This window comes from Micromonospora humi (assembly GCF_900090105.1).
In the GTDB taxonomy this organism is placed as follows: domain Bacteria; phylum Actinomycetota; class Actinomycetes; order Mycobacteriales; family Micromonosporaceae; genus Micromonospora; species Micromonospora humi.
On sequence record NZ_FMDM01000003.1, the window covers coordinates 97,222 to 109,759 of the forward strand.

Annotated in this window: 11 protein-coding genes; 6 read left to right on the plus strand and 5 right to left on the minus strand. The window is 73.0% G+C overall.

The genetic code is table 11. The annotated features are described in order from the left end of the window. The first annotated feature begins 98 nt into the window (after positions 1–98). Entirely contained in the window at positions 99–701 is a 603-nt protein-coding gene (locus GA0070213_RS06410; RefSeq protein WP_091058921.1) for a copper resistance CopC family protein, read from the plus strand. 484 nt (positions 702–1,185) lie between these two features. Here GA0070213_RS06410 and gltX read toward each other — a convergent pair whose 3' ends face one another. The 3 genes from gltX to GA0070213_RS06425 are packed head-to-tail and all read right to left on the minus strand — an operon-like array spanning position 1,186 to position 5,246. Then, positions 1,186–2,595, minus strand: coding sequence for a glutamate--tRNA ligase (gene gltX, locus GA0070213_RS06415; protein WP_091058924.1), 1,410 nt, complete (start codon positions 2,593–2,595; stop codon positions 1,186–1,188). A gap of 48 nt (positions 2,596–2,643) precedes the next feature. Continuing rightward, the gene (locus tag GA0070213_RS06420; protein WP_091058928.1) at positions 2,644–3,921 is read right to left on the minus strand and encodes an MFS transporter; all 1,278 of its coding nucleotides are present in this window, start codon (positions 3,919–3,921) and stop codon (positions 2,644–2,646) included. Further along, on the minus strand, positions 3,918–5,246 hold the full coding sequence (locus tag GA0070213_RS06425) for a GH1 family beta-glucosidase (RefSeq protein WP_091058932.1): 1,329 nt from the start codon (positions 5,244–5,246) through the stop codon (positions 3,918–3,920). The genes GA0070213_RS06420 and GA0070213_RS06425 overlap by 4 nt, the downstream gene beginning before the upstream one ends. A 186-nt stretch (positions 5,247–5,432) precedes the next feature. Between GA0070213_RS06425 and GA0070213_RS06430 the strand changes: the two genes are divergently transcribed. Next, positions 5,433–5,879 carry an SRPBCC family protein gene (locus tag GA0070213_RS06430; RefSeq protein WP_091058936.1) on the plus strand — a complete coding sequence of 149 codons (447 nt, stop codon included), beginning with the start codon at positions 5,433–5,435 and terminating at the stop codon, positions 5,877–5,879. Positions 5,880–6,021: 142 nt separating this feature from the next. Here GA0070213_RS06430 and aceE read toward each other — a convergent pair whose 3' ends face one another. Then, the gene (gene aceE / locus GA0070213_RS06435; RefSeq protein WP_091058939.1) at positions 6,022–8,766 is read right to left on the minus strand and encodes a pyruvate dehydrogenase (acetyl-transferring), homodimeric type; all 2,745 of its coding nucleotides are present in this window, start codon (positions 8,764–8,766) and stop codon (positions 6,022–6,024) included. A 183-nt stretch (positions 8,767–8,949) separates the two neighbouring features. Here aceE and GA0070213_RS06440 point away from each other — a divergent pair, with 183 nt between their 5' ends. After that, positions 8,950–9,279 (plus strand): hypothetical protein, encoded by a 330-nt coding sequence (locus GA0070213_RS06440; RefSeq protein WP_139128631.1) that lies wholly within the window; start codon positions 8,950–8,952, stop codon positions 9,277–9,279. A 23-nt stretch (positions 9,280–9,302) separates the two neighbouring features. Beyond that, positions 9,303–9,707, plus strand: a complete 405-nt coding sequence (locus tag GA0070213_RS06445; RefSeq protein WP_175441231.1) for a YjbQ family protein — start codon at positions 9,303–9,305, stop codon at positions 9,705–9,707. A 27-nt stretch (positions 9,708–9,734) separates the two neighbouring features. Here GA0070213_RS06445 and GA0070213_RS06450 read toward each other — a convergent pair whose 3' ends face one another. Then, the gene (locus tag GA0070213_RS06450; protein ID WP_091060065.1) at positions 9,735–10,505 is read right to left on the minus strand and encodes an AraC family transcriptional regulator; all 771 of its coding nucleotides are present in this window, start codon (positions 10,503–10,505) and stop codon (positions 9,735–9,737) included. 87 nt (positions 10,506–10,592) lie between these two features. Between GA0070213_RS06450 and GA0070213_RS06455 the strand changes: the two genes are divergently transcribed. Beyond that, on the plus strand, positions 10,593–12,008 hold the full coding sequence (locus GA0070213_RS06455; protein WP_217628592.1) for an MFS transporter: 1,416 nt from the start codon (positions 10,593–10,595) through the stop codon (positions 12,006–12,008). 42 nt (positions 12,009–12,050) lie between these two features. Continuing rightward, a complete protein-coding gene (locus tag GA0070213_RS06460) occupies positions 12,051–12,518 on the plus strand; it encodes a MarR family winged helix-turn-helix transcriptional regulator (protein WP_091060073.1) in 468 nt (155 codons plus the stop codon). Positions 12,519–12,538 lie beyond the last annotated feature (20 nt).

The following is a 12,538-nucleotide window of genomic DNA, read 5'->3' on the forward strand; positions in this document are numbered from 1 at the left end:
AGCAGGTGGAAGAGTATTTGGAACTATCTGCGAGCTGAGACCGACCAACATGAGCGGCCGAAGATCAGCGGCCGGATCTTACCCGGACGGAGGGGTTCATGGGGGGCAGGGTTGCCCGTACGGCACGTACCTGGCTGGTGGTGCTCGGGCTGGCGGCCGGTGTGTCGCTGCTGTCGCCGGCCGCGCCGGCTGCCGCGCACAACTCGTTGACCGGCAGCGATCCGAAGAACGGTGCCCGGGTGGCCACCGCGCCGAAACGGATCGAGCTGCGCTTCCTCGCCACGCCGAAGGAGGCCACCACGAAGGTGACGGTCACCGGGCCGGACAACGTGGCGGCCACGGGCGGCGCGCCGACGTTCGCCGGCAAGCGGGTGAGCGTGCCGTTCACGCCGGGCGCGGCCGGGCTCTACATCGTGACCTATCAGCTCGCGTCCGACGACGGCCATGCGATCAAGGGCGAGGTCCGCTTCACGCTGACGACCGGCACCCCGGCGGAGTCCCCGTCGCCGACCGCGACACCCACCGTCGCGCCCACCCCGACCGCGTCGCCGACCGCCGCCGCGCCGACATCGGCGAGTGCGACCCCGGTCGCCGCCGCCGACGACGGGGGTACGGGATGGTGGTGGGCGCCGGTGGTGGTCCTGGTGCTGGCCGCGCTGGCCGGCGGCCTGGTGCTGCGCCGCCGCGCCCGTCGACGCTGACCTGATGCCCGCCCGGCGGATGGCGTTCCACCCCTGAACGCGTCGGAGCGCCACTGGAGCACCATGGGTGCGGGCCAGCGCCTGCGGGTCCACGCGGCGAAGTGGGCCGAACGCGACCGACCCCGCACGGTGCGCGCCCGATACGGTCGGGCCTGACAAGGCTTGGACCATCCAGGGCGACCAACGTGCCCCAGTGGGTGGCTGCGCCGGCCTGAGACGCCGAGCCGTGATGACGCCTTTCGCCCAAATCCGCCGGCCAAGCACTCGCCGTAGCGGTGGACGGAAACAGTGCCTGGAGAGCGATATGCCTCTGGGGCATAAATATGACTCAGAGGCATACCGCTGAGATGTTCTGCCAGCTCCGGCGACGACACGCCGAGGAACCCGGCCGCACCGATCAGCCGTCGCCAGCGCCACAGCGGCCGGCCGCCACGTCGCCGACAGGGACGTGGCGGGCGCGGCGGCGGGCCGGCGCGGAACGGGCTCAGACCAGGCGTACCCGGGCGGCGCGTAGCCGGGTCAGCGTGCGGTCGCGGCCGAGCACCTCGAGCGACTCGAACAGCGGCAGCCCGACGGTGCGGCCGGTGACCGCGACCCGGACCGGCGCCTGCGCCTTGCCCAGCTTGAGCCCGCGCTCCGCGCCGACCGCCTCCAGGGTGGCCTTCAGGGACTCGGCGTCCCACGACTCCAGCGACTCGAACGCGGTGATCGCCGCGTCCAGCAGGTCGGCCGCGCCCTCCTTCATCGCCTTCGCCCAGGCCGCCTCGTCGATCAGCGGGTCGGCCAGGAAGAGGAAGTCGACGTTCGGCACGATCTCGCTGAGCACCGCGAGCCGGGTCTGCGCCAGCGGCGCGACCGCGGCGAACGCGGCCGGGTCGAACTCGGCCGGCTGCCAGGGCGGCGGGGCGATGGTGTCGGTGCCGGTGAGCCACGGCTGGCACGCGGCGACGAAGTCCTCGACCGGCAGGGCCCGGATGTACTCGCCGTTGAAGGCGCGCAGCTTCTTCTCGTCGAAGAAGGCGGGGGAGGGGTTGACCTCGTCGAGCCGGAACTCGTCCTCGATCACCGACCAGGGCACGATCTCCCGGTCGCCCGACGGCGCCCAGCCGAGCAGCATCAGGTAGTTGCGCATCGCGTCGGCGAGGTAGCCCTCGTCCCGGTACGCCTCCAGGGCGACCTTGTCCCGCCGCTTGGACAGCTTCTGCCGCTTCTCGTTGACCACCACCGGCACGTGCGCCCAGATCGGCGGCTTGACCCCGAGCGCGTCCCAGAGCAGCTGCTGCTTCGGGGTGTTGGGCAGGTGCTCCTCGGCCCGGATCACGTGGGTGATCCCCATGGTCATGTCGTCGACCACGTTGGCCAGCAGGAAGACCGGCGAGCCGTCGCCGCGGGCGATGACGAAGTCCTCGATCAGCTTGTTCTCGAACGTCGGCTCGCCGCGGATCAGGTCGACCACCACGGTCTCGCCCTCGTCCGGGGTGCGGAAGCGCAGCGCCCGGCCCTCGCCGGCCGGCAGGCCCCGGTCGCGGCAGAAGCCGTCGTAGCCGCGGTGCTGCGAGCCGGTACGCGCCTGCACGTCCTCGCGGGTGCAGTCGCAGTAGTAGGCCCGCCCGCCCTCGTGGAGCCGCTGCGCGGCGGCGCGGTGCTCGCCCGCGTAGGCGGACTGGAAGTAGGGGCCCTCGTAGCTGCCGCGCGCGATGCCGATCCAGTCGAGCGCGGAGAGGATGCCCTCGGTCCACTCCGGCCGGTTGCGGGCCGCGTCGGTGTCCTCGACGCGCAGCACGAACACCCCGCCCTGCTGCTTGGCGAAGATCCAGTTCTGCAGCGCCGAGCGGGCACCGCCGACGTGGAACATTCCGGTCGGGGAGGGGGCGAAGCGTACACGTACCGTCACGTCCCCCAGCCTACGGCGGGCCGCGACTGCATTCCGGCAGGGGGCCGGTCAGGGCACCGCCTTGATCTTCACGACCAGGGCGCTGCCGACCAGGGTGACGGCCGCGGTGACCGCGTAGAGCGTCGGGTAGCCGCCCAGGTGGACCACGATCGGGGCGGAGAGCGCCGGCCCGAGCACCTGCGGCGCCGAGTTGGCGATGTTGATCACGCCGAGGTCCTTGGCCCGGTCGGTGGCGGCGGGCAGCACCTGGGTGATCAGCGCGGCGTCCACCGCCAGGTAGACCCCGTAACCGGCGCCGAGCAGCAGCGCGGCGACGACCGCCATCGGCCAGACCGGCGCGACCGCGAGCAGCGTCGCCGCCACCGCCATGATCAGCCCGGACACGATCACGAACACCTTGCGCCGGCCGGAGCGGTCGGAGATCCGCCCGGCGACCACGGCGGTCAGCATCATGCCCAGCGTGTAGAGCAGGATCAGCACCAGCAGCGAACCCTCGGGGTCGGCCACCCGCACCCCGTCGGTGAGGAAGTAGAGCAGGTAGAGCGTGCCGAGCGCGTTGCCGAGCTGCACCAGGAACCGGGTGAACCAGGCCCAGGCGAAGTCGGGGTGGCGGCGCGGGCTGATCCACATCGAGGCGAGCAGCGCGCGCGTCCGCAGCGGCGACCGGTGCTCCCGGGGCAGCGGGTCGTCCTGGGTGAGCAGCGCGAACGGCAGCGACAGCAGCAGCACGGCGAGCGCGATCGCCGCGTATCCGGCGGCGTTGCCGGTGACCACGGCGGTGACCAGCACCGCGCCGAGCACCAGGCCGAGCGCCTGCGGGATGCCCACCCAGCCGGAGACGCCGCCACGCTGGGCCACCGGCACCCGGTCCGGGATCGCGGCGGTGAGGCTGGCCAGCATCGCGTTGAAGCAGACCTGGGCGGCCACCCAGGCCACCGCCACCCCGGCGATGCTGTCCTGCCGGGCCAGCAGCACCAGGGACACCGCGCCGACCACCGCGCCGGTCGCGGTCCAGACGTGCCGGCGGCCGAGGTGCCGGTTGGCCAACCGCAGCGAGGTACGGTCCGACAGCGCGCCGGCGAGCGGGTTGGCCAGCACCGCGGCGAGCGCGCCGAGGCCGGTCACCACCGCCAGCATGGCCTCCTTGTCACCGGGCGCGATGCGTTCGATCTGCTGCGGCAGCAGCACCTGGATCGGGGTGAAGAAGGCCATCCAGACGCCCAGGTTGGCCGCGAAGATCAGCGCGATCCAGCTCCGCCGCACCGGCACTGTCGGTTCGGCGAGCGCCGCCGGCAGCGAGGCCGGCGTCGGGTTCACCGTGGTCATCGCCGGATCAGGTCCCGGAACCAGGCGTACGAGGACTTCGGGGTGCGCCGCTGGGTCGGGTAGTCGACGTGCACCAGGCCGAACCGCTTGGTGAACCCCTCCGCCCACTCCCAGTTGTCCAGCAGCGACCAGACGAAGTACCCGGTCACCGGCACGCCCTCGGCCATCGCCTCGTGCACGGCGCGCACGTGCCCGTCCAGGTAGGCGATCCGCTCCGGGTCGTGCACCCGGCCGTCGGCGTCCGGCGCGTCGTCGTAGGCGCAGCCGCTCTCGGTGACCTGGATCGGCGGCAGCGCGTCGCCGTAGCGCTCGTGGAGCTGGCCGAGCAGCTCACGCAGCCCGTCCGGGGCCACCGGCCAGTCGAAGGCGGTGCGCGGGTAGCCGTCCAGCGGCACCATCTCGAACGGCAGCGGGGAGCCCTCCTCCGGCGCCCGGATGCCGGTCGGGTTGTAGTAGTTCACGCCGAGCACGTCGATCGGCGCGGCGACGACGTCGAGGTCCCCGTCGCGGACGACGGTCGGGTCGAAGCCGGGCGCGTCGGGGTAGCCGCGGCCGAGCAGCGGGTCGGTGAAGAGTTGGTTGTGCAGCGCGTCGTACGCCCGCGCGGCGGCCCGGTCGGCGTCGGTGTCCCCGATCCGCCGCACCGGTGAGTAGTTGTTGGCGATCGCCACCGGGCTCGTGGTGCGGGCGCGCAGCGCGGCGACCGCGAGGCCGTGCCCGAGGAGCTGGTGGTGGGCGACCGGGAAGGAGTCGAAGAGCAGCATCCGGCCGGGCGCGTGGGTGCCGAGGCCGTAGCCGAGGGTCATGTGGATGAACGGCTCGTTGAGCGTGATCCAGAGCTTCACCCGGTCGCCGAGGCGGGCCGCGGTCAGGTCGGCGTACTCGGCGAAGCGGGCGGCGGTGTCCCGGTTCAGCCAGCCGCCGGCGTCCTCCAGCGACTGCGGCAGGTCCCAGTGGAAGAGCGTGGCGACCGGGTCGACGCCGGCGTCGAGCAGGCCGTCCACCAACCGGTCGTAGAAGTCCAGCCCGGCGGCGTTGGCCGGGCCGGCGCCGGTGGGCTGCACGCGCGGCCAGGCGATCGAGAACCGGTACGCGGACACGCCCAGCCCGGCCAGCAGCGCGGTGTCCTCGGCGTACCGGTGGTGGTGGTCGCACGCCTCGTCACCGGTGCTGCCGTCGACGATCCGGCCCGGCTCGTGGGCGAACGTGTCCCAGATGGACGGACCGCGGCCGTCCGCGCCTGTCGCTCCCTCGATCTGGTACGCGGAGGTGGACACCCCCCACCGGAAGCCGGCGGGGAAGTCGGGGATCGGCACGGTCGTCAATTCGCCCTCCCAAGACGTGAAGCTAGTTCGCGACTCTAGGGCCCGGCTGGCCGCCGCGCCATAGGCCGGGACGGCGGGCGGCACAAGGGTTTTCGGCGTGTCTTTTCCGATCCCGTCCGCTTAAGTCCGATTTACACATAGAGTGCCAAATATCGCGGATGTGATTTAAGTGGGGGAAAGACGCTCATGATCCTCGTGGAACGTAGCGCACACGTGGTGGCGCCGGTAGAAGTGGTCTGGGACGTCGTGCAGCGGGCCGAGCAGCTGCCGGCCTGGCTGGCGGGGGTCCGCGCGGCCGAGGTCCTCTCCGGGGAAGGGTTCGGCCGGCGGCAGCTGGTGCAGGCCGGGCGCGGCGCCGCCCACGAGGCCGAGGTGATCGCCTATCAGGAACCGACCCTGATCGGCTGGCGCGAACGGGCCAAGGGCGCCGGCGCCCGGGCCGAGGCGCGCACCGAGATCTACGTCCAGCTGACCGCGGACGAGGAGGCCGGCGGCACCGTCGTCCGGCTGATCGTGGTGCGGTGGCCCGCCGGGCCGGTCAAGGCCGCCATGCTGCGGCTCGGCCTGCGCCGGGTCGGCGCCGACCTGGAGGACTCGCTGGCCCGGCTGACCGACCTGGCCGCCGTCGGCTGACCGAGCCCGGTCCCGGCGTCGCCCGCGATGGTGATGGTCCGGCGTCCCCGCCAGGGATGCCGGACCATCGTCGCTTCGGTGGGATGTGAGAAAGGGCCCCTTCTCTACCGGAGGCGTTAAGAAGGGGCCCTTCCTTTCACTCTCAGCTGTCGCCGCCGGTCTCGCCTACCGGGGCCGCGTTGACGTCGTCCAGCGCGTACTTGCGGGCGGCGTCCGCCGGCACGTGGGCCGGCACGGTGCCGCGCAGGGCGAGCTGCCGCAGCGTGGCGACCGCCACCGACTCGGCGTCCACGTGGAAGTGGCGGCGCAGCGCGTGCCGGGTGTCCGACATGCCGAAACCGTCGGTGCCCAGCGAGGTGTAGTCACCCGGCACCCAGCGGGAGATCAGGTCCGGCACCGCGCGCATCCAGTCGCTGACCGCGACCTTCGGACCCTCGGCGTCGGCCAGCTTCCGCTGGACGTACGGCACCCGCTGCTCCTCGCCCGGGTTGAGCAGGTTGTGCTCCTCGCACTCCACCGCGTCGCGGCGCAGCTCGGTCCAGGACGTCACCGACCACACGTCGGCGGCCACGCCCCAGTCCTCGGCGAGCAGCTGCTGCGCCTTGAGCGCCCACTGCATGCCGGTGCCGGAGGCGAGGATGTTCGCCTTCGGCGCCTCGCCCTCGACCTGCGGGGCCGGGGAGTAGCGGTAGATGCCCTTGACGATGCCCTCGGCGTCCACGCCGTCCGGCTCGGCCGGCTGGAAGATCGGCTCGTTGTAGACGGTGAGGTAGTAGAAGACGTTCTCCTGCGCCTCGCCGTACATCCGGTGCAGGCCGTTCTCCAGGATGTGCGCCAGCTCGAACGCGAACGCGGCGTCGTACGCGACCACCGCCGGGTTGGTGGCGGCGAGCAGCAGCGAGTGCCCGTCCTCGTGCTGGAGTCCCTCGCCGTTGAGCGTGGTCCGGCCGGCGGTGGCGCCGAGCACGAAGCCGCGCGCCATCTGGTCGGCCGCCGCCCAGAACCCGTCGCCGGTGCGCTGGAACCCGAACATCGAGTAGAAGATGTACATCGGGATCATCGGCTCGCCGTGCGTGGCGTACGAGGTGCCGGCGGCGGTGAACGAGGCGACCGAGCCGGCCTCGTTGATCCCCTCGTGCAGGATCTGCCCGGTCGTCGACTCCTTGTACGACAGGAACAGCTCGCGGTCGACCGAGGTGTAGCGCTGGCCGTGCGGCGAGTAGATCTTCTGGGTCGGGAAGAGCGAGTCCATGCCGAAGGTGCGGGCCTCGTCCGGGATGATCGGCACCCAGCGCTTGCCGAACTCCTTGTCCTTCATCACGTCCTTGAGCAGGCGGACGAAGGCCATCGTGGTGGCCACCTTCTGCTTGCCGGACCCGCGCTTGACGTCGGCGAACCGCTCGCTGCCCGGGATGGCCAGCGTCTTGGGCGCGGTGGTGCGCGACGGGAGGAAGCCGCCGAGCTGGCGACGCCGCTCGCGCAGGTACTCCATCTCGTCCGACTTCTCGTCCGGGGTGTAGTACGGCGGGAGGTAGGGGTTCTCCTCCAGCTGCTTGTCCGGGATGTCGAGGTAGAGCCGGTCGCGGAACAGCTTCAGGTCGTCCAGCGTCAGCTTCTTCATCTGGTGCGTGGCGTTGCGGCCCTCGAAGTGCGAGCCCAGCGTCCAGCCCTTGATGGTCTTGGCGAGGATGACCGTCGGCTGACCGGTGTGCTCCGTGGCCGCCTTGTAGGCCGCGTAGAGCTTGCGGTAGTCGTGGCCGCCCCGCTTGAGGTTCCAGATCTCGTCGTCGGAGAGGTGCTCGACCATCCTGCGGGTCCGCGGGTCGCGGCCGAAGAAGTGCTCCCGGACGTACGCCCCGGACTCCGCCTTGTAGGTCTGGTAGTCACCGTCGGGCGTGGTGTTCATCAGGTTGACCAGCGCGCCGTCGGTGTCCGCCGCGAGCAGCGGGTCCCACTCGCGGCCCCAGACCACCTTGATGACGTTCCAGCCGGCGCCCCGGAAGAACGCCTCCAGCTCCTGCATGACCTTGCCGTTGCCGCGGACCGGCCCGTCCAGCCGCTGCAGGTTGCAGTTGATCACGAAGGTGAGGTTGTCCAGCTCCTCGCGCGCGGCCACGCCGATCGCGCCGAGCGACTCGACCTCGTCCATCTCACCGTCGCCGAGGAACGCCCAGACGTGCTGCTGGGAGGTGTCCTTGATGCCACGGTGGTGCAGGTAGCGGTTGAACCGCGCCTGGTAGATGGCGTTCAATGGGCCGAGGCCCATGGAGACGGTGGGGAACTCCCAGAAGTCGGGCATCAGCCGCGGGTGCGGGTAGGAGGGCAGCGAGCCGGCGCGGTGCGACAGCTCCTGCCGGAACCCGTCGAGCTGGTCGGCGCTGAGCCGGCCCTCCAGGAAGGCCCGCGCGTACATGCCGGGGGAGGCGTGGCCCTGGTAGTAGATCTGGTCCCCGCCGCCCGGGTGCTCCTTGCCCCGGAAGAAGTGGTTGAAGCCCACCTCGTAGAGCGACGCGGAGCTGGCGAACGTGGAGATGTGGCCGCCCACGCCGATCTCCGGGCGTTGCGCCCGGTGCACCAGCATGGCGGCGTTCCACCGGATGTACGCCCGCAGTCGCCGCTCGATGTGCTCGTCACCGGGGAACCACGGCTCCCGCTCCGGCGGAATGGTGTTGATGTAGTCGGTGGTGGTCAGGGACGGCACCCCGACCTGGCGCTCGCGGGCCCGCTCCAGCAGGCGAAGCATGACGTACCGGGCGCGCTTGGTTCCGCGCTCGTCGATGACACCGTCGAGCGACTCGACCCATTCGCTGGTCTCTTCAGGGTCGATGTCCGGAAGCTGGCTCGGCAGACCAGCGGTGATCACCGGGCGCTTGCGTTCCGTAGCCACAGGCGTTCCCTCGGTTCTGTGTGGGATAGGTCTCTAGCGCCATCCTGCCCCCTGGTGGCGCTCGTCGTCACGTCTGGCTCCCCCAGACGCGATGCTGAACACAGGTACCCGCCGGTAACTTTGTGCGACCGCCGGCCGCGCGGTCCGAGCCGGTGGGTGGCGGCCCCGGTCTACCCTGCCGGCATGGTTCGGGTGGGCGGTGCGCTGGTGGGGGTGGGCGCGCTGGTCGCGGCGGGCTCGGCGGCCGGGCTGGCCCGGGAGATCGCGCGCACCCCGGAGTGGGGCGCCGGCTGGGTGTTCGGCCTCGGCGTCGGCGTGATGCTGGTCCTCGGCGGCGTGGACGAGATCCGCCACCGGCGCCGGTTCGGCGCCGGCTACCGGGAGGCGGCCGGTGGGGCCGGCGTCCTCCCGCACACGCCGGGTCCGGAGACCGGCGGCGGCGAGATGCCCGACTACGGCTCGGGGCACGGCGGTGGTGGTGGCGGGGACTGCGGCGGCGGGAGCGGGAGCTGAGCCGCTGCGGCAGAATGCGCCGTATGCGCAGTGAGGTGATCAACGTCCGGACCGGTTCCCGGCCCACCGTCCGGGACATCACGGCCGAGGCCGAGCGGTTCGTCGCCGGGGCCGGCGACGGGCTGCTGCACGTGTTCGTCCCGCACGCCACCGCCGGGCTGGCGATCATCGAGACCGGCGCCGGCTCGGACGACGACCTGCTCCGGGCGCTCGACGACCTGCTCCCCACCGACGACAGGTGGCGGCACCGGCACGGCTCGCCCGGGCACGGCCGCGACCACGTGCTGCCGGCCTTCGTGCCGCCGTACGCCACGCTGCCGGTGCTCGGCGGGCGGCTCCAGCTCGGCACGTGGCAGTCGATCTGCCTGGTCGACCCGAACGGCGACAACCCGGAGCGCCAGGTCCGCTTCTCGTTCCTCGCCGGCTGAGCCGGCCCGGCACTTTCCGGCGCGACGTCAGCCGAGCAGCCGGCGGAGTTCGCCCGGGGTGTGGCCGAGGTGCGCGCGGACGGTGCGGGTCAGGTGCGCCTGGTCGGCGAAGCCCAGCTCGCCGGCGAGGTCGGCCAGGCGGACGCCGCCCTGCTCGATCCGGTCCAGCACCCGGACCACGCGCAGGTGGTTGCGGTAGCGGGTCAGCGGCACCCCGACCCGGGCCTGGAACTCCCGGCTGAGCCGGTAGGGCGACACCCGTAACGCCCGGGCCAGCGGAAGCAGCCCGGCGGCCTCCGGTGCGTCGTCGTGCAGCGCCGCCCGCGCCCGCTCGACCAGCAGCCGACCCGGACCGGCTCCGACCGCCGCCGGTGCGGTGGCCCGGCCGAGCAGCCGCACCAACCGCTCGGCCGCGGCGTGGTCGGGATCGTCGACGTCGCGCAGCAGCAGCCGGTGGGCGAGGTCGAGCCGGCCGTCCACGTGCAGTGTCCCGGGGACCGGCCGGTCGTCGAACAGCTCCCGCCACAGCCGCTCCGACACGTGCACCGAGGTGCAGTCGTCGCCGCCCGCCGGGTGGGCGAACCGTTCCTCCTCGCCGGGCACGGTCAGGTAGGCGACCGTCGACCCGACCCAGGCGTCGCCGTCGCGCCCGACCCGCCGGAAGGCGCCGCGCCGGGCCAGCACCAGGCCGTACGCGGTGGCCGGCTCCGGCGCGGACCAGCCGGTGTGGTCGTCCCGGCAGCGCACCACGCCGACCTGGAAGTCCGGGTGGGCCAGCAGCCGCGTGGTGGTGCGCACCGGGCCAGCGTAGGCCGCCACGGTGACCCGGCACGGCCCGCAAGGATCGACAAGACCGGTCGTCCGCGCGGGCGGCAGGGTGCCCGGGTGACCGCATCGCACCGGCGTCCCGCCGCCCTGCTCGTCGTCCTGCTCACCGGGCAGGCGATGGCCTCCATGGACACCTCGATCACGGCGGTGGCCGCGCCCGCGATCCGCGCCGACCTGGGCGGCCCCGCCGCGGTCCAGCAGCTCGTGCTCGCCGGCTACACGCTCACCTTCGCCGTGCTGGTGGTGGTCGGCGCCCGGCTCGGCGCCCGCCACGGCGGCTCCCGGGTGTTCCTGGTCGGCCTGGCCGGCTTCACGCTCGCCTCGCTGGCCTGCGGGGCGGCCCCGACGTCGGTCACCCTGGTGCTCGCCCGGGTGACCCAGGGCGCGGCCGGCGCGCTCATGGTGCCGCAGGTGCTCGCGCTGATCCGGACCGCGCTGCCGGACGCCGCCCGGGCCCGGGCGGTCGGCGCGTACTCGATGGTGCTCGCGCTCGGCGTGGCCGCCGGGCAGGTCCTCGGCGGGCTGTTGGTGACGCTCGACCTCGGCGGTCTCACCTGGCGGCTGGCGTTCCTGGTGAACGTGCCGGTCGGGGTGATCCTCCAGGTCGTCGGCCGGCGGGTGCTGGCCGGATCGCCGGTCCCGCCGGGTCGGCGGGAGCCGCTCGACCTGCCCGGCGCGGCGCTGCTGGCGGCGGCGATGCTCACCCTTGTGCTGCCCCTGGTCCTCGGGACCGTCGGGTGGGTCCGCGTCACCGCGGTCGCCGCCGGCGCCGTCGGGCTGCGGCTCTTCCTCGGGTACGAGTCCCGTCGGGCCCGGCGGCACGAGGCCCCGCTGCTGGACGTGGCCGTGCTGCGGCATCCGGGTGTGGCGACCGGGTTGTTCGCCTGCTGCGTGGTCATGGGCTGCTACGCCGGGTTCCTGTTCGTGTTCACCGTGCGGGCGCAGGACACGCTCGGTCTCGACGCGCTCGCCGCAGGGCTGGCCTTCCTCCCGTACGCCACGGGTTTCGCCCTGTGCGGCCTGGCGGTGGCCCGACTGCCGGGAGCGGCCCGGACGGTCCTGCCGGTGGCCGGTCCGCTGGTGCTGGCCGTGGTGGTCGTGGGCCTCGCCGTGCTGTCCGCCGGGAGTTGGCCCTGGATGGCCGGCGGCATGCTGTTGCTGCTCGGCGGCGCGGCGCACGCGGCCGCGTTCAGCCCGCTGGTCACCCGGCTCACCGCCGTCGTCCCGGCGAGCGCGGCGACCGCCCTCTCCGCGGTCGTCTCCACCGGCACCCTGCTCGCCGCCGTGCTGGGCGTGACAGTGGTCGGTGGCCTGCACCTGAGCCTGGCCGCCGCCGGCGAGGACGGGCTCGTGCTCGCCCTGCCCCCGGCGCTCGCCGTCGCCGCGCTGCTGGGCACCGGTGCGTTCGCCGCCCGTCGCGCGGTCCGCCCGTTGGGCGCGCCGGAGACTCCCGCCGGTGCCCGGGCGGCATGATGGACCACATCAATTGTTGCTGTGTCACGTATGATCGTGGGCATGGCGTCATCCACCGATGGGACGGACGACCGGGCCGCGCTGGCCGGGGACACCGTGCGCCGGCTCCTGCACGTCGCCGCCGCGCTGCGCCACCACCAGGACGAGGCGATCGCCGAGCTGGGGCTCACCCCGGCCGCCGCCCGGGCGCTGCACGAGCTGGACCCGGACCACCCGCTTCCCGCCCGCGACCTGGCCGAGCAGCTCGGCTGTGACCGGTCCAACGTGACCGGCCTGGCCGACAAGCTGGAGCAGGCCGGCCTGGTGGAACGGCGGACCGACCCGACCGACCGGCGGCAGAAGACGCTGGTGGTCACCGCGCGCGGCCGGCAGGTGCGCGAGCGGGTGCGGGAGGTGATGTCGGACTCCCGACTGCTCGCCGGCCTGGGCGCCACCGAGCTGACCACGCTGCACGAGCTGGTCTGGAAGGTGTCCGACGGCGGGTGCCCCGAGGCGTGCGGGGAGATCTGAGCCACGCCGGGCGGAACGTG